We start from the raw sequence: 20,644 nt of genomic DNA, 5'->3' as shown, positions 1-20,644 counted from the left end.
CGGTGTTACTGGGTACTGGTGGTTGTGGTGGTAGTGGTTCCGGTATTAGAACCATCGCCACCGCCGGTCGCCGCCAGAGCGACGCCCACCGCCGAGCTTACGGTGCTGACGCTGGTTGCGGAGGAACTTCCCGCTGATACCGACGTCGCCGCCGACCCTGCTGCTTCACCCACCTGAACGGGGGCGGCCCAGACAGAAGTCGCCGCAAGCGCAGATATGGCAAAAATGCCATACAGAGCTTTTTTCATCACAATATCCCTTCATTGAATGAATGGAGATTTACCCGAAAAACGATTCAGGCGGGATCGAGTATACACAACTAAAGCATGTGGATTGCGACAGGTCTAAATAGCGAGACGGTTTTAGGATAATTAAACTTTTGGCTGGAATGGCATTTATATGCTAATTAAATATCTTTTAAAAACATCATATTAAAATAAAACAATGCAATATTTATTATCCGTATACTCTGAAAATAACACCGAGTAACTTACGGGTTATTCATTATTTTAGGATTAAGCTCAATATAAATTTTTGCGGAATAGCACAGACAACCGGAATTATCTTATAAAAAAAGCCGATAATAATATCGGCTTTTTTTACAGATATATCACTTTTCTGCCGGATGGCGGCGGAACGCCTTATCCGGCCTACAGGACGCACCATTTGTAGGCCCGGTAAGCGTAGCGCCACCGGGCGTTACGCCATCAGGCACGCCATGCTTTATAACGGTTAATCAGACCGTTAGTTGAACTGTCATGGCTGGAAATCGCTTTATCATCACCCAGTTCCGGCAGGATACGGTTAGCCAGTTGTTTGCCCAGCTCAACGCCCCACTGATCGAAGGTGAAGATGTTCAGGATCGCGCCCTGAGTGAAGATTTTGTGCTCATACAGCGCAATCAACGCCCCCAGGCTAAACGGCGTGATTTCACGCAGCAGGATGGAGTTCGTCGGGCGGTTGCCTTCGAACACTTTGAACGGCACCACATGCTCAAGCTGAGACGGATCTTTCCCCTGATCGCGATATTCCTGCTCAACCACCTCACGGGATTTGCCGAACGCCAGCGCTTCGGTCTGAGCGAAGAAGTTAGACAGCAGTTTCTGATGGTGATCGGACAACGGGTTATGGGTTATCGCCGGGGCGATAAAGTCGCAAGGCACCATCTTCGTCCCCTGGTGAATCAGCTGGTAGAACGCGTGCTGGCCGTTGGTGCCCGGTTCACCCCAGATGATTGGGCCAGTCTGGTAGTCTACGGCATTGCCGTTACGGTCAACATACTTGCCGTTGGACTCCATATTGCCCTGCTGGAAGTAGGCCGCAAAACGGTGCATATACTGGTCGTACGGCAGAATCGCTTCGGTTTCTGCGCCAAAGAAGTTGTTGTACCAGATACCGATCAGCGCCAGCAGCACCGGCAGGTTTTTCTCAGCCGGTGTTGTGGAGAAGTGTTTATCCATCGCATGTGCGCCGGACAGCAGTTCAACGAAGTTGTCAAAGCCGACGGACAGGATGATAGACAGGCCAATCGCCGACCACAGAGAGTAACGACCGCCGACCCAGTCCCAGAACTCAAACATGTTGGCGGTGTCGATCCCAAACTCACCCACCGCTTTCGCATTGGTGGAAAGCGCCGCAAAGTGTTTCGCGACGTGTTTTTCATCATTCGCGGTGCTCAGGAACCAGTCGCGCGCGCTGTGGGCGTTGGTCATGGTTTCCTGCGTTGTGAAGGTTTTAGACGCCACCAGGAACAGGGTGGTTTCCGGGTTTACTTTCTTCAGCACTTCGGCGATGTGGGTGCCATCGACGTTAGACACAAAATGCATATTCAGATGGTTTTTGTACGGGCGCAGCGCTTCAGTCACCATGAACGGCCCCAGGTCGGAACCACCGATACCGATGTTGACCACGTCAGTGACCGCTTTACCGGTGTAACCTTTCCATTGACCTGAAATAATCGCTTCAGAGAAGGCTTTCATCTTCTCCAGCACCGCATTCACTTCCGGCATCACATCTTTGCCGTCAACGATAATCGGAGTATTGCTACGGTTACGCAGCGCAACGTGCAGCACGGCACGGTCTTCGGTACGGTTGATTTTTTCGCCAGAGAACATGGACTTAATCGCACCGGCCAGATCGGTCTCTTTCGCCAGATCCTGTAATTTCGCCAGCGTCTCTTCGGTGATGCGGTTTTTGGAGAAATCCACCAGCATCAAATCGTCAAATGTCGCGGAAAATCGGGTAAAACGGTCGCTATCTTTCGCGAAAAGATCCGCGATAGTAACGTCCTTCATGTCGTCGTAGTGTTTTTGTAGTGCCTGCCAGGCAGAAGTCTGCGTCGGATTGATGTTTTTCATTAGCAATACTCTTCTGATTTGAGAATTGTGACTGAGATCGATTGTAACGCCAGTCACAAAAAAGTGTGATTGTTTTAGTGCCGTTAGCCCGAACGCGAATCAAACGCGGATAAAAAGCAGCAAAAAGTATAGTCGTTATAAGCACTGTTACTGAGGGCTAAGACAGCATAAAAAATCCGCATAATCCCGGCGTTGACAGTCCCAGCCACACATTTTATTTATAAATACGGTATTTGCGCCTGCACCGGTTTCTGTTCTGCCCTTGTGCCATGGTCGCTTTTTTCATTCCCTGACACGAGGTTGATATGACAACTGCTGTTTCCCCGCTCGTCGTCGCCAAATTTGGCGGAACCAGCGTCGCCGATTTTGACGCCATGAACCGTAGCGCCGACGTGGTGCTTTCCGATGCTAACGCACGCTTAGTGGTGCTTTCCGCCTCTGCGGGCGTCACCAATCTGCTGGTAGCGCTGGCAGAAGGGCTGGAACCGCCAGAGCGCTTCGAAAAACTCGACGCCATCCGTAAAATTCAGTTCGATATTCTGGAGCGTCTGCGTTACCCGAACGTTATCCGCGAAGAGATCGAGCGTCTGCTGGAAAACATTACCACGCTTGCCGAAGCAGCTTCACTGGCGACGTCAATGGCCCTGACCGACGAGCTGGTGAGCCACGGCGAGCTGATGTCCACCCTGCTGTTTGTGGAGATCCTGCGCGAGCGCAATATTCAGGCGCAGTGGTTTGACGTGCGTAAGGTGATGCGCACCAGCGATCGTTTTGGCCGCGCGGAACCGGATATCGCAGCGCTGTCGGAGCTGGCTACGCTACAGCTTGCCCCACGCCTGGCAGAGGGTCTGGTCATCACCCAGGGCTTTATCGGCAGCGAAAGCAAAGGCCGCACAACGACGCTGGGACGCGGCGGCAGCGACTACACGGCGGCGCTGCTTGCAGAAGCGCTGCACGCGGCGCGCGTCGATATCTGGACGGATGTGCCGGGCATCTACACCACCGACCCGCGCGTGGTGCCTGCCGCGCAGCGTATCGATGAAATCGCCTTTGAAGAAGCGGCGGAAATGGCGACCTTTGGCGCGAAGGTGCTGCATCCTGCAACGCTGCTGCCCGCCGTACGCAGCGATATCCCGGTTTTCGTCGGCTCCAGTAAAGATCCAAAAGCGGGCGGGACTCTGGTATGCAATAAAACCCAAAACCCACCGCTCTTCCGCGCGCTGGCGCTGCGTCGCAAACAGACGCTGTTAACGCTGCACAGCCTGAATATGCTGCATTCGCGTGGTTTCCTGGCGGAAGTGTTCGGCATTCTGGCGCGGCACAATATCTCCGTAGATTTAATCACCACCTCGGAAGTGAGCGTGGCGCTGACGCTGGATACCACCGGTTCCACTTCAACGGGCGACACGCTGCTGACGCAGTCTTTGCTGATGGAGCTTTCCGCGCTATGCCGGGTAGAAGTGGAAGAAAATCTCGCGCTGGTTGCGCTGATTGGCAACGATCTGTCTAAAGCCTGCGGCGTCGGTAAAGAAGTGTTCGGCGTACTGGAGCCGTTCAATATCCGCATGATTTGCTATGGCGCATCCAGCCATAACCTCTGTTTCCTGGTGCCTGGCACCGAAGCGGAGCAGGTCGTGCAGAAGCTTCATCATAATTTGTTTGAATAAAATTTCCTCACGCGATAAATAATACCTATAGCCGGGCTCGAACCCGGCTTTTTTATAACTAAACAACACGACAATACTGCAAGGAATTTATTATGTTATCCGTTATCACCCGGCTGTTCCCGTTGTGGGCGCTGCTGCTCTCTGTTATTGCGTATTACACGCCATCGACTTTCACCCCCATTGGCTCGTGGGTGACCACGCTGCTGATGCTGATTATGTTCGGCATGGGTGTACACCTTAAGCTCGACGACTTTAAACGCGTGCTTTCCCGCCCGGCGCCTGTCGCTGCCGGTATTTTCCTGCATTACCTGGTGATGCCGCTCGCCGCCTGGCTACTGGCGATACTGTTTAACATGCCGCCGGACCTCTCAGCCGGGATGGTACTGGTGGGCAGCGTCGCCAGCGGAACGGCATCTAACGTCATGATCTATCTGGCGAAAGGGGATGTGGCGCTTTCGGTTACCATCTCATCGGTTTCCACGCTGGTTGGCGTGGTCGCGACACCGCTGCTGACGCGCCTGTATGTGGATGCGCATATTCAGGTGGATGTGATGGGGATGCTGCTCAGCATTTTACAGATCGTCGTGATTCCAATCGCGCTTGGGCTGGTCATTCACCACCTGTTTCCTCGCGTGGTAAAAACCGTGGAGCCTTATCTGCCTGCGTTCTCAATGGTGTGCATTCTGGCGATCATCAGCGCAGTGGTGGCCGGTTCCGCCTCGCATATCGCATCCGTTGGTTTTGTGGTGATTGTGGCGGTGATCCTGCACAACACCATTGGTCTGCTCGGCGGTTACTGGGGCGGTCGCCTGTTTGGCTTTGATGAGTCCACCTGCCGCACGCTGGCGATTGAAGTTGGAATGCAGAACTCCGGCCTTGCGGCGGCGCTCGGTAAAATTTACTTCTCTCCGCTGGCCGCGCTCCCCGGCGCGCTGTTCTCGGTCTGGCATAACCTCTCCGGCTCACTGCTGGCCGGTTACTGGTCAGGCAAGCCGATTGCCGAGAAGCCGCGTGATAGGGTGAAGGTGTAGACTTGATAAGCGTAGCGCCATCAGGCGCAATCCGTGCACGTCGCCGGATGGTGGCTAACGCCTTATCCGGCCTACACAGCCTCTGCACTTTGCCGTACACTGGGTTATCTGACTGACCGAGGGTACATTTATGGCACTCCCACGCATCACCCAAAAAGAGATGACCGAGCGCGAGCAGCGTGAACTGAAAACGCTGCTCGACCGCGCGCGCATTGCACATGGCCGTCCGCTCACGAATGCGGAAACCAACAGCGTGAAAAAGGAGTACATTGATAAGTTAATGGCGCTGCGCGAAGCAGAGGCCAAAAAAGCCCGCCAGTTGAAGAAAAAGCAGGCTTATAAACCAGATACTGAGGCGTCGTTTTCCTGGTCGGCCAATACGCCGACGCGCGGCAGACGTTAACGCCCTTTCTTCTTCCGCCCCGGCGAGGTAAAGCGTTTTCCGTTTGACGCCGGGCGCGCTTTCTCGTTGGTTTTTTCGATTTTCACCACCGGACGCTTAATGCCCGCCGTTTTCGGCTTCGCTTTCGCCTTCGACGTCGGTTTGGCTTCTGATGAAGAGTTTTCGATCAGCTTAAACAGAGCGATGAGTTCGTCATCCGTCAGATCCCGCCACTCGCCGGGCGGCAGACCGGATAAACTCACGTTCATAATGCGCGTGCGTTCGAGTTTCGTCACTTCATAGCCAAAGTGCTCGCACATGCGGCGGATCTGGCGGTTCAGCCCCTGAATCAGGGTAATGCGGAAAACAAACGGCGCTTCCTTCTTCACCTTGCACTTTTTGGTCACCGTGCCGAGGATCGGGACGCCCGCGCCCATACCGCGAATAAAGTCATCCGTTACCGGCTTATCAACCGTGACCAGATACTCTTTCTCGTGATCGTTACCGGCACGGAGGATTTTGTTGACCAGATCGCCGTGATTGGTAAGAAAGATAAGCCCCTGGGAGTCTTTATCCAGGCGGCCAATCGGGAAAATACGTTTGCTATGGTTCACGAAGTCCACGATGTTATCGCGTTCGCTGTCTTCCGTGGTACTGACAATCCCTACTGGCTTGTTCAGCGCGATAAAGACCAGATCTTCCGCTTCGCGCGGCTCAATCAACCGACCATTCACCTTCACCACGTCGCCAGGCATCACCTGATCGCCAATGGTGGCGCGTTTGCCATTAATGAAGACATTCCCTTGTTCAATGTAGCGATCCGCCTCGCGACGCGAGCAAATTCCGCTTTCACTGATGTATTTATTTAATCGGACAGATGAGTCGGGCAGCATAAATTCTCCTGTAAAAGCGAAATATACCGCACCTTGCGGTCAGGGAAAAAGCGTCGAATGACAGGAGTGCGGCTCACCGCTGCTCATAAAGTCGATGACATCACGAAATCCCCCTGCGAGACGCGTTCCAGAATATCGATAACCACATCGTGAGCCACATCAGCAAGCGGTAAGATGAGCGGTGGTAGCATCACGGATGTTTTTACTTTTTGATTACTGGAGATGTCATGGAACTGCTGTTATTGAGTAACTCCACTCTGCCGGGAAAAGCCTGGCTGGAACACGCGCTGCCGCTGGTGGCGGAACAACTGCATGGCCGCCGTTCAGCGGTGTTTCTCCCGTTTGCTGGCGTCACGCAAACCTGGGACGATTACACAGCGAAAACCGCCGCAGTCCTTGCGCCGCTCGGCGTTTCAGTGACCGGTATTCATAGCGTTGCCGATCCGGTCGCAGCGATTGCCGATGCGGAAGTGGTGATTGTCGGCGGTGGGAACACTTTCCAGTTGCTAAAAGAGAGCCGTGAACGTGGGCTGCTGGCGCCCATCGTGGCTACCGTTAAGCGTGGCGCGTTGTATATCGGCTGGAGCGCGGGCGCGAACCTTGCCTGTCCGACTATTCGCACCACCAACGATATGCCGATCGTTGACCCACAAGGATTTGATGCGCTGGGTCTGTTCCCGTTGCAGATTAACCCGCACTTCACTAACGCGTTGCCGGAAGGCCACAAAGGCGAAACCCGCGAACAGCGTATTCGCGAGCTGCTGGTGGTCGCGCCGGAGTTAACGGTGATTGGCCTGCCGGAAGGCAACTGGATTCAGGTGAGTAAGGGGCAGGCGACGCTCGGCGGCCCGAACACGACGTATGTGTTCAACGCGGGTGAAGAAGCGGTTCCTCTTGAAGCCGGTCATCGCTTCTGATCGTCGCCATGTAGAATGTAAAATGCCTGATGGCGCTACGCTTATCAGGCCTACAGGATAGTGCTTATAACGTAGGCCGGATAAGGCGTTTCACGCCGCCATCCGGCAATCAGCAATCAATAGTCATCCCGCTCGTCGTCTTCATCCGGCTGCTCCAGCACGCTGTAAGCCACCGAACAAAACAGCGAATTCAGGCGTTGCATATCGCCCAGCAGTCCCAGATGCAATGAACTGGTTTCGATGCTCTGTACGTTCTGCTGGTGCAGGCGATCCACATGCGCATGTGAATAACGACGATTGAGAATACGGAAACGATGTTTGCTGCGACGCAAACGTCGGGCGCTGGTAACGTCGCCGGAGAAAAACACCGACATCGCCAGTTGCAGGTTGCTGAGTAACTGATCATACAGCGCATCCAGCTCTTTCAGCCCTTCAATGGAAAACGCCCGCCGCGCCGCCAGCGACTTGTCGGCAATCTCGCTGCCCATCCGTTCGACGATATCCGAGGCCTGCTCCAGGTTCAGGGACATCTCGATGATTTCCGCCCAGCGCCGCGACTCTTCCTCCGCCAGTTCCTCTTTCGGCATCCGCGCCAGATAGAGTTTGATGGCGGTGTAAAGCACGTTGATATCATCCGCCAGCTTGCGCAGCTCTTTCTCTTCGCGCGGCTCGCCGTGCATCACCTTTTTCAGACCTTCCATCATCTGCTCCATCGCATCACCAATGCGCAGCGCTTCCCGGGCGGCATTGGCCAGCGCGAGCGTTGGCGTGTCCAGCGCGCTGACATCCAGATGTTTAGGCTTCAGATGGGCATCCAGTTCCGGTTCATCGCGGATAATACGTTTACAGAAACGCGCCATCGGTTCGGCGAACGGAATCATCACCAGACACCGCGCCAGGTTGTAAAAAACGTGGAAGTAGATAACCAGTTCGGATTTTGGCAGCGGTAACGCATCCATCGTATCGGCCAGCACATGGACAAACGGCAGGATAATCAGGCTGCCCACCAGCTTAAACAGCAGACTGCCCAGCGCCACGCGGCGAGCGGCGGCATTGGCTGCGCTGTTGTTGAGCATCGCCAGCAGGCCGGAACCAAGGTTGGCGCCGATGACCAGGCACAACGCGACCGGGAACGATATGATGCCCGCCGCCGTCAGCGTGGCCGTCAGCAGGACGGCAGCCAGGCTGGAATAGCTGATGATGGCAAACATGGCGCCAATCAGCGCATCCAGCATGATGTCGCCGGTCAGCGAGGCGAAGATGACCTGTACGCCATTCGCCTGAGTAATCGGCGTCACCGCCTGCACAATCAGCTCCAGCGCCAGCAGTATCAGGCCAAGACCGATCCCCACTCGCCCCAGTTGTCCGGCGCGTGACTGCTTACGCCCCAAAAAGAAGATAACGCCGATGAAAATCAGCAGCGGCGATAGCCATGACAAATCAAAGGTAAGGATACGCGCCATCAGCGCGGTCCCCACGTCGGCCCCCAACACAATCACCAGTGCAGGCGTCAGGGCGACCAGATCCTGGGCGACAAATGACGTCACCAGCATAGTCGTGGCGTTACTGCTTTGCACCAGCGCAGTAACGCCGATACCCGCGCAGAAGGCGAGCGGTTTCTTTTCAACACTGCGGCTGAGAACGGTACGCAGACGGGCGCCGAAAACGCGCATCACGCCGGTACGCACAATATGGGTGCCCCACACCAGCAGGGCAACAGCAGAAAGCAGGTGTAGCAGAGTTAACACAGAATCAGGTACTCCTTATCATTATTATGATGTTCAGCCTTTTTACCGGATGGCGTACGGGGATATTTGTAGGCCGGATAGGCGTTTACGCCGCCATCCGGCAAGCAGCCCCGTGAACCTTCTTCCAGTATAAGGGTTTCAAAACAATAAAGAGACAGGGCGCCCGATGAGCACCCTGTTTGTTGTAAGGAAAAATGACAGTTTTATGAACTAGTCGGCATCATAGCCCAGGTTGGAGGCCAACCAGCGCTCCACCTCCGCGACCGTCATCCCTTTACGCTGCGCATAATCCTCCACCTGATCGCGCTGTATTTGCGCGACGGTGTAGTACTTGCTGTCAGGATGGCTGAAGTACCAACCGGAAACGGAAGCGCCCGGCCACATGGCGTAGGATTCGGTCAGCTTCATGCCGGTGTGTTTTTCCACGTCCAGCAGTTGCCAGATGGTGCCCTTCTCAGTGTGCTCCGGGCAGGCCGGATAGCCTGGCGCCGGACGAATCCCCTGATAGTTTTCGCGGATCAGCTCCTCGTTGCTGAGGTTCTCATTCGCCGCATAACCCCAGTAGACTTTACGCACCCGCTCATGCAGGTATTCCGCAAAGGCTTCCGCCAGACGGTCGGCGATCGCTTTGACCATAATCTTGTTGTAATCATCATGCTGCGCCTCGAATGCCTCTGCCAGCGCATCCTCTTCCAGACCGCCCGTGACGGCGAAGGCGCCGATGTAATCCTCTTTGCCGCTCTGTTTCGGCGCAACAAAGTCAGACAGGCAATAGTTGGCAAAACCCACCTTCTCCGTTTGCTGACGCAGATGATGGCTGACCGCCAGCACATGGGTACGCGTCTCATCGCGGTAAATTTCGATATCATCACCCACACGGTTTGCCGGGAACAGCCCCACCACGCCACGCGGGTTGAGCGTCTTCTCGGCACTCAGTTTATCCAGCATGTCGTTGGCGTCTTTAAACAGGCGTTTCGCCTCTTCGCCCACCACCTCGTCTTCGAGAATGCGTGGATATTTCCCGGCCAGCGACCAGGTCATAAAGAACGGCGTCCAGTCGATGTAGTTGCGCAGCGTTTCGATACTGGCCTCAACGTCCTGCACGCCCAGACGATGAGCGACAGGCGGTGTATAGCTTTCCCAGTCAAATGCCAGGTCATTATCACGCGCGGCGGCCAGCGTCACTGGCGGCGTGCGCGGTTTCTTACGCGCATGCTGGATGCGCACGGTTTCATACTCTTTACGGGTACGGGCGACAAACTCATCGTGCTGGGTTTCAGACAGCAACGCCGCCACGACGCCCACGGTACGCGAGGCGTTCTGGACATAGACCGTCGGGCCGCTGTAGTTCTGCTCAATCTTCACCGCCGTGTGCGCTTTGGACGTGGTCGCGCCGCCAATCAGCAGCGGGATGGTGAAGCCCTGACGTTCCATCTCCTTCGCCACGTTGACCATTTCATCCAGCGACGGGGTAATCAGGCCGGAGAGACCAATCAAATCCGCATTCACTTCTTTCGCGGTTTTGAGGATTTTTTCTGCCGGCACCATGACGCCAAGATCGATGATTTCATAGTTGTTGCACTGTAAAACGACGCCAACAATGTTTTTGCCAATGTCATGCACGTCGCCCTTCACGGTGGCGATAACCATTTTACCGTTGCTGGAGCCCTGCTCTTTGCTGGCTTCAATAAACGGTTCCAGATACGCCACCGCCTGCTTCATGACGCGGGCCGATTTCACCACCTGCGGCAGGAACATTTTGCCTTCGCCGAACAGGTCGCCCACCACGTTCATACCGTCCATCAGCGGCCCTTCGATAACCTCGATCGGACGCGTCGCCTGCTGACGGGCTTCTTCGGTATCCTGTTCGATAAACTCGGTAATGCCTTTTACCAGCGAATACTCAAGGCGTTTTTTCACTTCCCAACTGCGCCATTCCGCCTGTGGCGCATTGGCTGAATCATCGGCTTTGCTGCCACGGTATTTTTCCGCCAGCGCCAGCAGACGCTCGGTGCTATCGTCGCGGCGATTGAGGATCACATCTTCCACCGCGTCGCGCAGTTCGGCGGGCAGGTCGTCATAAATCGCCAGTTGCCCGGCGTTGACGATCCCCATGTCCATGCCGTTACGGATGGCGTAGTAGAGGAACACCGCATGAATCGCTTCGCGCACCGGGTCGTTGCCGCGAAACGAGAAGGAGACGTTAGAGACGCCGCCGGAGATCAGCGCGTGCGGCAGTTCGCGTTTGATATCTTCACAGGCGCCGATAAAGTCCTGCGCGTAGTTGTTGTGCTCGTCGATACCGGTCGCTACGGCAAAAATGTTCGGGTCAAAGATAATGTCTTCCGGCGGGAAGCCCACCTCTTTGGTGAGAATGTTGTACGCCCGGCGGCAAATCTCGATCTTACGCGCGCGGGTATCGGCCTGCCCTTGTTCATCAAAGGCCATCACCACCACCGCCGCACCATAGCGACGCAGCAGCTTCGCATGGTGGATAAAGGTTTCCACGCCCTCTTTCATCGAAATGGAGTTAACGATGCCTTTACCCTGAATGCATTTCAGCCCTTTTTCGATGACCTCCCATTTTGAGGAGTCGATCATGATCGGTACGCGGGCGATATCCGGCTCACCGGCAATCAGGTTGAGGAAGCGCACCATCGCGACTTCGGCATCGAGCATCCCCTCATCCATGTTGATATCGATAATCTGCGCGCCGCTCTCCACCTGCTGGCGGGCGACATCCAGCGCTTCGCTGTATTTCTCTTCTTTGATCAGCCGCTTAAATTTAGCGGAACCGGTAACGTTGGTACGCTCCCCCACGTTTACAAACAGGCTGTCATCGCCAATATTCAACGGCTCAAGGCCAGAGAGGCGACAGGCAACCGGAATATCGGGCAGTTTACGCGGCGCTAAACCATCAACCGCGCGGCTCATCGCGGCAATGTGTTCCGGCGTCGTCCCACAGCAGCCGCCGACAATGTTGAGAAAGCCCGACTCCGCCCACTCGCGGATCTGCTTCGCCATCGTATCAGCATCAAGATCGTATTCGCCGAAGGCGTTAGGCAGACCGGCATTCGGGTGCGCGGTGACATAGCATTCAGCAATGCGCGCCAGTTCCTGCACATACTGGCGCAGTTCATCCGGCCCCAGCGCGCAGTTAAGACCGAAGGTGAGCGCTTCGGCATGGCGCAGCGAGTTATAAAACGCTTCGGTAGTCTGGCCGGAGAGCGTGCGCCCGGACGCATCGGTAATCGTGCCGGAGATCATAATCGGCAGCTCGACGCCCAGTGCTTCAAATTCTTCTTTCACCGCAAAAACGGCGGCTTTCGCATTCAGCGTGTCAAAGACGGTTTCAATCAGAATCAGGTCTGACCCGCCTTCCACCAGCGCTTTGGTGGATTCGCGATAGGCCGCGACCAGCTGATCGAAGGAGATATTGCGAAACGCCGGGTCGTTCACGTCCGGCGAGATGGATGCGGTACGGTTGGTTGGGCCAAGCACGCCCGCAACGTAGCGCGGTTTTTCCGGCGTGCGCGCCGTCCATTCATCGGCGCAGGCGCGGGCCAGTTTCGCAGCGGTAAAGTTGATTTCCGCCGACAGGGATTCCATCTGGTAATCCGCCATCGCAATCGTCGTGGAGTTAAACGTGTTGGTTTCGATGATATCCGCACCCGCCTCAAAGTAAGCGTGATGAATCGCAGTAATCACCTCCGGCTTGCTGAGTACCAGCAGGTCGTTGTTGCCTTTCAAATCGCAGGGCCAGTCAGCAAAACGCTCGCCGCGAAAATCCTCTTCACTCAGGCGATAGCTCTGGATCATTGTCCCCATGCCACCATCCAGAACCAGAATACGTTCATCTAACTGCGCACGCAGTTGTTCAACTTTGCTGCTCACGACTTGCTCCCGACAACACTCAACCTGGACCGAAAAAAGGCCAACAAACCATACTGGCATAAACACGACAGGCGGAAAAGAGAACAACGGGCAACATGAGACATGTTCAGCTTCACTCCTCCGATCAGTGCAGGAATTCTTGCATTATATTTTAATAAAACGAAAATGATTTCCACGATACAGAAAAGGAGTCCGCCATGGTTGCCCCTGTCCCCGCGAAACGCGGTAGAAAACCCGCCGCTGCCACTGCGCCCGCAACCGGGCAGGTTCAGTCGCTGACCCGTGGCCTGAAGCTGCTGGAGTGGATTGCCGAATCCAACGGCAGCGTCGCGCTGACCGAACTGGCGCAGCAGGCGGGCCTGCCGAACTCCACGACTCACCGTTTGTTGACCACCATGCAGCAGCAGGGCTTTGTGCGGCAGGTGGGAGAGCTGGGCCACTGGGCCGTGGGCGCCCATGCGTTTATCGTCGGCAGCAGTTTTTTGCAGAGCCGTAATCTGCTGGCGATTGTCCATCCTATCCTGCGCAAACTGATGGAAGACTCCGGCGAGACGGTCAATCTGGCGGTGCTGGATCAGAGCGATCACCAGGCGATTATTATCGACCAGGTACAGTGCACACAGCTGATGCGCATGTCTGCGCCCATCGGCGGCAAACTGCCAATGCACGCTTCCGGCGCCGGGAAAGCGTTTCTGGCGCAACTCAGCGAAGAGCAGGTGACTGGCCTGCTGCACCGTAAAGGGCTGCATGCCTATACCCACGCCACGCTGGTGTCGCCGGTACATCTGAAAGACGACCTCGCCCAGACGCGCAAGCGCGGTTATTCCTTTGATGATGAAGAGCACGCGCTTGGCCTGCGTTGCGTTGCGTCGTGCATTTACGACGAGCACCGCGAGCCGTTTGCCGCGATCTCAATTTCCGGGCCGATTTCCCGCATCACTGACGATCGTGTCACCGAGTTTGGCGCGATGGTGATTAAAGCGGCGAAAGAAGTCACGCTGGCATACGGCGGGTTTAGATAAGCAAGGCTTGCCGGATGGCGGCGCAAGCGCCTTATCCAGCCTACAGTCACGTGTAGGCCCGGTAAGCGCAGCGCCACCGGGCGTCAAGCCGCAAATCTGAAGCAAAACCGCTGTTTGCGCCGATAGGCGTAAACATCTTCCACGTGCCCTTCGCGAATACGCGTCTGTAACGCCCGCCAGTAGTCGGCGCGGAACAGGTCGGCGTGCATCTCCTCAAATAACGGCCCAATTCTTGGGTCAGCGCACAGCCAGTGGCGAAACTCTTCCGGGAAAACATCCCCTGGCGAAACGCTGTACCAGGGTTCGCTGGCCAGCTCATCTTCCGGGTAGCGCGCTTGCGGAATATCGCGGAAATTCACTTCCGTCATGTAGCAAATTTCATCGTAATCGTAGAACACCACGCGCCCGTGGCGGGTGACGCCAAAGTTTTTAAACAGCATGTCGCCGGGGAAGATGTTGGCGGCGGCAAGCTGGCGAATCGCATTGCCGTACTCTTCAATCGCGTCACGCAGTTGCTGGCCCTCCACCTGCTCCAGCCAGATATTCAGCGGCACCATACGACGCTCAATGTAGAGATGGCGAATCACTATCTGATCGCCAAGATCGATGATTTTCTCCGGCGCCTCTTGGCGCAACAGCGTCATCAGCGCTGGCGCGATTCGCCGCTTCTCCAGCACAAAGTTCTCGAACTCCTGCGTATCGGCCATCCGCCCGACGCGATCGTGTTCTTTAACGAGTTGATAGCAGGCGCGCACATGGGCGGCCGACATCTCTTTTTGTGGGGCAAACGTATCCTTGATGATCTTAAACACCCGGTCAAAGCCCGGCAGCGTAAACACCAGCATCACCATGCCGCGAATACCGGGCGCTTCAATAAACTGCTCATCGCTGTTCGCCAGATACAGTAAATACTCGCGATAGCTCTCGGTTTTCGCATGCTTCTGACAGCCAATCGCCATGTACAGCTCGGCGGTGGTTTTACCTGGCAAGATCTCACGCAGCCACTCAACCAGCGCGGCGGGCAACGGCGCGTACACCATGAAGTAGGAACGGGCAAAACCAAACACGATACTGGCCTCAGCCGTGGTGGTCAGGCAGGTATCGACAAACAGTTCGCCTTCATCGGTGCGATGAATCGGCAGCAAAAACGGCAACGTGCCGGCTGGGGTCAGCAACTTCCCCACCAGCCAGGCGGCTTTATTGCGATAAAACAGCTCATTCGCCACCTGCAAATGGCTGCGGTGCAAAGCCTCCGCTCCGAACGTTTCCGTCAGGTGAGCAATGATGTAATGAATATCACGGCTTTTGTTTTGCCAGGGCAAACGCAGCGGTAGATCGCTGAGAATACGCGTCAACAGCGGTTCCCAGCCGTGATCGGGGAAGAAATCTTTCGCCAGCGGGCGCGGGATCGTGCGAAACCGGCGTTCAGGCTGGGAGCTAAAGATAAAAAGCCGCTCGGGAGTGAGCGAGCGGTGGTCAAATAACCGACAGTAGACGGAGTTAAAAAAGCTCTCCGCAATCTCGAAGCGCGGGTAATCCGGCAACAGCCGGGTGTAATGCTCTTTGACACGCAGTAAAAAGGCCGCATCGGTGCTTTTGCCGTCAGTAATGCAGCGCAACTGTTCCACCACCAGACCAACGTGATGATCGTAGAGGTGGATACGGCTTTTCATCGCCTGCTGCACAGCATGCCAGTCGGCCTGTTCAAAGCGCTGCTGCGCGCCGGAAGTCACTTCCAGAAATCGACCATACTGCGCGTCAAAGCCTTGCAGGATGGTTTGAGCAATCAGTAATTCCAGGCCACGCGACATGGTTTGTCCTCATCGGTTGCCGGATGGCGGAGCAAGCACCTTATCCGGCCTACGGTTCGGGGTAGGCCGGATAAGCGTAAGCGCCATCCGGCATGAATCAGAACTGCGATTCTTCAGTAGAACCCGTTAATGCCGTCACTGAGGAGGTGCCACCCTGAATAATGGTGGTCACTTTGTCGAAGTAGCCTGTCCCCACTTCCTGCTGATGGGACACGAAGGTGTAACCGTCTTTGGCCGCCGCAAATTCTGGCTGCTGAACCTTCTCAACGTAGTGGCGCATGCCTTCACCCTGCGCATAGGAATGTGCCAGGTCGAACATGTTGAACCACATGCTGTGGATGCCCGCCAGGGTGATGAACTGGTACTTGTAGCCCATGTCCGACAGCTGCTGCTGGAAGCTGGCGATGGTTTTATCGTCCAGGTTCTTCTGCCAGTTGAACGACGGCGAGCAGTTGTAGGCCAACAGTTTACCCGGGTATTTCGCATGGATGGCATCGGCAAAGCGCTTCGCCAGTTCAAGGTCCGGCGTGGAGGTTTCGCACCACACCAGGTCTGCGTAAGGCGCATACGCCAGACCACGGCTGATCGCCTGCTCAATACCGGCACGCGTGCGGAAGAAGCCTTCGCTGGTGCGTTCGCCGGTAATAAATTCACTGTCGTACGCGTCGCAGTCGGAGGTTATCAGATCTGCCGCATCCGCGTCGGTACGGGCAATCAGCAACGTCGGTACGCCCATCACGTCAGCCGCCAGACGCGCAGCCACCAGTTTCTGAATGGCTTCCTGCGTCGGCACCAGAACTTTGCCGCCCATATGACCGCACTTCTTCACCGACGCAAGCTGATCTTCGAAGTGAACAGCCGCTGCACCGGCTTCGATCATCGATTTCATCAGTTCAAACGCGTTCAGTACGCCGCCAAAACCGGCCTCCGCATCGGCAACGATCGGCAGGAAGTAATCGACAAAGCGCGGATCGCCAGGCTCAATGCCGGATGCCCACTGGATCTGATCCGCACGACGGAAAGTGTTGTTGATCCGATCCACGACCGCCGGAACAGAGTTTGCCGGGTACAGCGACTGATCCGGGTACATGCTGGAGGCCAGGTTAGCGTCCGCCGCCACCTGCCAGCCGGACAGATAGACCGCCTCAATGCCCGCTTTCGCCTGTTGCAGCGCCTGGCCGCCGGTCAGTGCGCCGAGGCTATTGACGTAGCCTTTTTTCGCGTCGCCATGCAGCAGACGCCACATTTTGGCTGCGCCAAGCTGCGCCAGCGTACATTCCGGGTTGACCGAGCCGCGTAATTTCACCACTTCCTCCGCGCTATACGGGCGACGGATGCCTTCCCAGCGCGGTTGCGTCCATTCTTTCTGTAACTCTTCGATTTGTTGGGTACGGGTTTTCATGTGCAGATGCTCCATATTGTTATGTGGTGAGTTAAGCCAGCAGGCGGTAGCCTGGCAGGGTCAAGAAATCGATCAGTTCATCAGAGGTAGTGATCTGCTCCATCAGGCGCGCGGCTTCATCAAAGCGCCCACTGCTGAAGCGGTGCTCTCCCAGCTCATCCTGGATCACCAGCATCTCTTCGGCCAGCATCTGGCGGAATAGCGCTTTCGTGACGGGTTTGCCGTTGCTCAGGGTTTTCTCGTGATGAATCCATTGCCAGATAGAGGTACGGGAGATTTCAGCCGTTGCCGCATCTTCCATCAGGCCATAAATCGGTACGCAGCCATTGCCGGAGATCCATGCTTCGATGTACTGCACCGCCACGCGAATATTGGCGCGCATCCCCTCTTCGGTACGATCGCCCTCGCAGGGCGCCAGCAGCTGTTCGGCTGTAATGGGCGCATCTTCATCGCGGGTAACAAACAGCTGGTTCTGGTTTTCGCCCAGCGCCTCGTTAAAGACCGTCATCGCGGTGTCCGCCAGCCCCGGGTGCGCGATCCAGGTGCCGTCATGACCGTTATTGGCTTCCAGCGCTTTGTCCGCTTTCACTTTGTTGAGCACTTGATTGTTGCGCTCGGCGTCTTTGCTCGGGATAAACGCCGCCATGCCGCCCATCGCAAATGCGCCGCGCTTGTGGCAGGTTTTGATCAACAGCCGTGAATAGGCGCTGAGGAACGGTTTATCCATCGTCACCACCTGACGGTCCGGCAGGACGCGATCCGGGTGATTTTTCAGTGTTTTGATATAGCTGAAAATGTAATCCCAGCGGCCGCAGTTAAGACCAACAATATGGTCACGCAGCGCGTGCAGGATCTCATCCATCTGGAAGACGGCAGGCAGCGTTTCAATCAGCAAGGTGGCTTTGATGGTGCCGCGCGGCAGATTAAAACGGTCTTCGGCATAGCTGAAGACTTCGCTCCACCAGGCGGCTTCCTGCCAGGCCTGAGTTTTCGGCAGGTAGAAATACGGACCGCTGCCTTTTGCCAGCAACGCTTTATAGTTGTGGAAAAAGTAGAGAGCGAAATCAAACAGGCTGCCAGGAATGGCTTCGCCACGCCAGGTCACATGTTTTTCCGGCAGGTGTAAACCGCGTACGCGACAAATCAGTAACGCCGGGTCCGGCTTGAGTTGATAGATTTTCCCGGCTTCGTTGGTGTAGCTGATGGTGCCGTTCACCGCATCACGTAGGTTGATCTGGCCATCAATCACTTTGCTCCACTCCGGCGCCAGTGAATCCTCAAAGTCGGCCATGAACACTTTCACGTTAGCATTCAGCGCGTTAATCACCATTTTACGTTCTACCGGGCCGGTGATTTCCACGCGACGATCCTGTAAATCGTCAGGAATGCCGCGAATTTTCCAGTCACCCTCACGAATGGAAGCGGTTTCCGAAATAAAATCAGGCAACTTACCGTCATCAATATCCTGCTGTTGCTGAATACGAGCAGCGAGGAGTTTGTTACGCTTTGGCGTAAAACGCGTCACCAGTTCGGTCAGAAACTCTACCGCTTCAGCGGTCAGAATTTGCTTCTCCTGCTCACCATGCGGCCTGGTAAAGGTCAGTTCATCGGTTGTCGTTGCCTGTTGATTCATTATGCAGCTCCTCGTCATTGATCCGAATACATCCCCAATGCGAACGAAGGATCGTTGTGTGGTTTTCGTTCAGCACAACTAAGACTACTCAATTAAATTCCAAAATCAAAAACAATTTCCATTTTTAATTTAATTATCAATTAACTTATTGATAACAATAAAAATAAAGTTTAATTACAAGATGAGCGACATTTCAGAAATAAAAAAGGCACCCGAAGGTGCCTGTTTCAACATGCTGAAACGCTTTAGGATCGTGCGCTACAGAAGATTAATCCAGCGTTGGATTCATGTGACGCAGATCATATGGCGTGATCTGGTAGACGTAATAGTTGAGCCAGTTGGTAAACAGCAAATTACCGTGGCTGCGCCAGGTCGCGCGAGGTTTGTTTTGCGGATCGTTTTTCGGGAAATAGTTGTACGGTACATTCGGACTTAAACCTGCTTCAACATCCCGGAAATATTCACTGGCCAGCGTATGGGCATCGTACTCCGGGTGACCGGTTACAAACGCGATTCGTTTATCTTTGCTGGCGAACAGGTAGGCATCTCCATCTTCGGTTTCCGCGAGGATCTCAAGGTCGGTATAGTCCCGAATCAGCGCCGCCGGGAAGTCGGCATAGCGTGAGTGCGGAGCAAGGAATGAATCATCAAAACCACGAGTCAGTAAAGCATGAGGATGAAGGATGTGATGTTCGTAGACGCCGGAAAGTTTATCTGTGCGGGTTTGCTTCGGAATGCCATAGAGAATATTAAGCGCGGCCTGTACCGCCCAACAGACAAACAGCGTTGAGGTGACGTGATCTTTTGCCCACTCCAGCACCTGCTTAATCTGCGGCCAATACGCAACATCATTAAACTCCACCAGGCCCAGAGGCGCACCGGTGACAATCAGCCCATCGAAGTTCTGATCGCAGATATCCTCGAAGTTACAGTAGAAGTTGTTCAGATGCTCTGCCGGTGTATTACGCGATTCACGAGCATCAATCCGCAAGAGCTGAACATCGACCTGAAGCGGTGAGTTTGACAACAGGCGCAGGAACTGGTTTTCCGTTTCGATCTTCTTCGGCATCAGGTTGAGGATAAGTACCTTCAGCGGACGAATTTCCTGGCCAGAAGCGCGGGATGTCGTCATAACAAAGACGTTTTCCTCACGTAAGAAATTGACGGCGGGTAGCTCGTCCAGCACGCGAATTGGCATAACCTGATAACCTCACTACATACGTTTAAACGTTTAGACATCCAGATAGCTGAAGATACCCAGAAATTCTTCTAATGTCGAGCCTGCATGTTGAAGGTGAGAAAGTTTCACGGCGGTGTTTACGATAGAATATAAGCACAAAGAAAAGGAGATAATATGGTTATTAGCATTCGCCGATCGCGGCAGGATGAAGGGGAAAAACTGATTGCTATCTGGTGTCGTTCTGTTGATGCTACGCACCATTTCCTGTCTGCATCCTATCGGAGCGAGCTGGAAGAGCTGGTGCGTTCTTTTTTACCAGAAGCGCCGTTATGGGTGGCAGTGACAGAGCAGGATGAGCCCATCGCGTTTATGCTGCTGACCGGGCAGCACATGGATGCCCTGTTTGTCGATCCCGACGTTCGTGGCTGCGGCGTAGGGAAATTGCTGGTTGAGCATGCGTTTACGCTGGCCCCCGAGTTAACAACCAACGTTAACGAACAGAATGAACAAGCGGTTGGGTTCTACAAAAAGATGGGATTTAAAGTGACAGGACGTTCAGAGGTAGACGATCTTGGCAGACCGTATCCGTTATTGAATCTGGTTCATACGTAGGCCGGATAAGGCGCGGCCGACATCCGGCTGCACCCGGGCGCATGAACGCAAAAAGGCCATCCCTCAGGATGGCCTCTTCACTTTAATTAATGCCT

At 55.0% G+C, this 20,644-nt stretch carries 15 protein-coding genes; 6 read left to right on the top strand and 9 right to left on the bottom strand.

Annotated elements, in window-relative coordinates; all coding sequences use genetic code 11:
• Positions 1 to 5 precede the first annotated feature (5 nt).
• On the bottom strand, positions 6 to 248 hold the full coding sequence (gene yjbE / locus OGV83_RS18460) for an exopolysaccharide production protein YjbE (RefSeq protein ID WP_012134661.1): 243 nt from the start codon (positions 246 to 248) through the stop codon (positions 6 to 8).
• 459 nt (positions 249 to 707) lie between these two features.
• Positions 708 to 2,357, bottom strand: coding sequence for a glucose-6-phosphate isomerase (gene pgi / locus OGV83_RS18455; protein ID WP_286464321.1), 1,650 nt, complete (start codon positions 2,355 to 2,357; stop codon positions 708 to 710).
• Between the two features lie 305 nt (positions 2,358 to 2,662).
• On the opposite strand from pgi, the gene lysC reads away from it, so the two are divergent.
• The 3 genes from lysC to OGV83_RS18440 all read left to right on the top strand — a co-directional run bounded on the left by lysC (position 2,663) and on the right by OGV83_RS18440 (position 5,458).
• Positions 2,663 to 4,024 (top strand): lysine-sensitive aspartokinase 3, encoded by a 1,362-nt coding sequence (gene lysC / locus OGV83_RS18450; RefSeq protein ID WP_012134664.1) that lies wholly within the window; start codon positions 2,663 to 2,665, stop codon positions 4,022 to 4,024.
• A gap of 92 nt (positions 4,025 to 4,116) precedes the next feature.
• A complete protein-coding gene (panS, locus tag OGV83_RS18445) occupies positions 4,117 to 5,055 on the top strand; it encodes a ketopantoate/pantoate/pantothenate transporter PanS (RefSeq protein WP_101744391.1) in 939 nt (312 codons plus the stop codon).
• A gap of 130 nt (positions 5,056 to 5,185) precedes the next feature.
• Positions 5,186 to 5,458 (top strand): YjbD family protein, encoded by a 273-nt coding sequence (locus tag OGV83_RS18440; protein WP_012134667.1) that lies wholly within the window; start codon positions 5,186 to 5,188, stop codon positions 5,456 to 5,458.
• Here the strand turns inward: OGV83_RS18440 and rluF are convergent.
• Complete coding sequence (rluF, locus tag OGV83_RS18435) at positions 5,455 to 6,330, bottom strand: 23S rRNA pseudouridine(2604) synthase RluF (protein WP_012134668.1); 876 nt, start codon at positions 6,328 to 6,330, stop codon at positions 5,455 to 5,457. The genes OGV83_RS18440 and rluF overlap by 4 nt on opposite strands.
• A gap of 227 nt (positions 6,331 to 6,557) precedes the next feature.
• On the opposite strand from rluF, the gene pepE reads away from it, so the two are divergent.
• Complete coding sequence (pepE, locus tag OGV83_RS18430; RefSeq protein ID WP_286464318.1) at positions 6,558 to 7,247, top strand: dipeptidase PepE; 690 nt, start codon at positions 6,558 to 6,560, stop codon at positions 7,245 to 7,247.
• 116 nt (positions 7,248 to 7,363) lie between these two features.
• On the opposite strand, the gene OGV83_RS18425 is transcribed toward pepE, so the two are convergent.
• Both OGV83_RS18425 and metH read right to left on the bottom strand, forming a co-directional pair.
• The gene (locus tag OGV83_RS18425) at positions 7,364 to 8,995 is read right to left on the bottom strand and encodes a Na/Pi cotransporter family protein (protein WP_024130841.1); all 1,632 of its coding nucleotides are present in this window, start codon (positions 8,993 to 8,995) and stop codon (positions 7,364 to 7,366) included.
• Between the two features lie 210 nt (positions 8,996 to 9,205).
• Positions 9,206 to 12,889 (bottom strand): methionine synthase, encoded by a 3,684-nt coding sequence (metH, locus tag OGV83_RS18420; protein WP_286464315.1) that lies wholly within the window; start codon positions 12,887 to 12,889, stop codon positions 9,206 to 9,208.
• Positions 12,890 to 13,086: 197 nt separating this feature from the next.
• On the opposite strand from metH, the gene iclR reads away from it, so the two are divergent.
• Positions 13,087 to 13,911 carry a glyoxylate bypass operon transcriptional repressor IclR gene (gene iclR / locus OGV83_RS18415; RefSeq protein ID WP_047459716.1) on the top strand — a complete coding sequence of 275 codons (825 nt, stop codon included), beginning with the start codon at positions 13,087 to 13,089 and terminating at the stop codon, positions 13,909 to 13,911.
• A gap of 83 nt (positions 13,912 to 13,994) precedes the next feature.
• Here the strand turns inward: iclR and aceK are convergent, their stop codons facing one another.
• The 4 genes from aceK to metA form a co-directional block, all read right to left on the bottom strand.
• On the bottom strand, positions 13,995 to 15,722 hold the full coding sequence (aceK, locus tag OGV83_RS18410; RefSeq protein ID WP_115182236.1) for a bifunctional isocitrate dehydrogenase kinase/phosphatase: 1,728 nt from the start codon (positions 15,720 to 15,722) through the stop codon (positions 13,995 to 13,997).
• Between the two features lie 97 nt (positions 15,723 to 15,819).
• Complete coding sequence (gene aceA, locus OGV83_RS18405) at positions 15,820 to 17,124, bottom strand: isocitrate lyase (RefSeq protein WP_115626198.1); 1,305 nt, start codon at positions 17,122 to 17,124, stop codon at positions 15,820 to 15,822.
• Between the two features lie 31 nt (positions 17,125 to 17,155).
• Positions 17,156 to 18,757 carry a malate synthase A gene (gene aceB / locus OGV83_RS18400; protein WP_012134676.1) on the bottom strand — a complete coding sequence of 534 codons (1,602 nt, stop codon included), beginning with the start codon at positions 18,755 to 18,757 and terminating at the stop codon, positions 17,156 to 17,158.
• 268 nt (positions 18,758 to 19,025) lie between these two features.
• Positions 19,026 to 19,955 carry a homoserine O-acetyltransferase MetA gene (gene metA, locus OGV83_RS18395; protein WP_012134677.1) on the bottom strand — a complete coding sequence of 310 codons (930 nt, stop codon included), beginning with the start codon at positions 19,953 to 19,955 and terminating at the stop codon, positions 19,026 to 19,028.
• A 156-nt stretch (positions 19,956 to 20,111) separates the two neighbouring features.
• Here metA and OGV83_RS18390 point away from each other — a divergent pair, with 156 nt between their 5' ends.
• Positions 20,112 to 20,549 carry an acetyltransferase gene (locus OGV83_RS18390; RefSeq protein WP_012134678.1) on the top strand — a complete coding sequence of 146 codons (438 nt, stop codon included), beginning with the start codon at positions 20,112 to 20,114 and terminating at the stop codon, positions 20,547 to 20,549.
• Positions 20,550 to 20,644: the final 95 nt, after the last annotated feature.

The organism is Citrobacter sp. CK189, assembly GCF_030333505.1.
In the GTDB taxonomy this organism is placed as follows: Bacteria; Pseudomonadota; Gammaproteobacteria; order Enterobacterales; family Enterobacteriaceae; genus Citrobacter_B; species Citrobacter_B koseri.
This window is presented reverse-complemented; position numbering and strand designations above follow the sequence as displayed.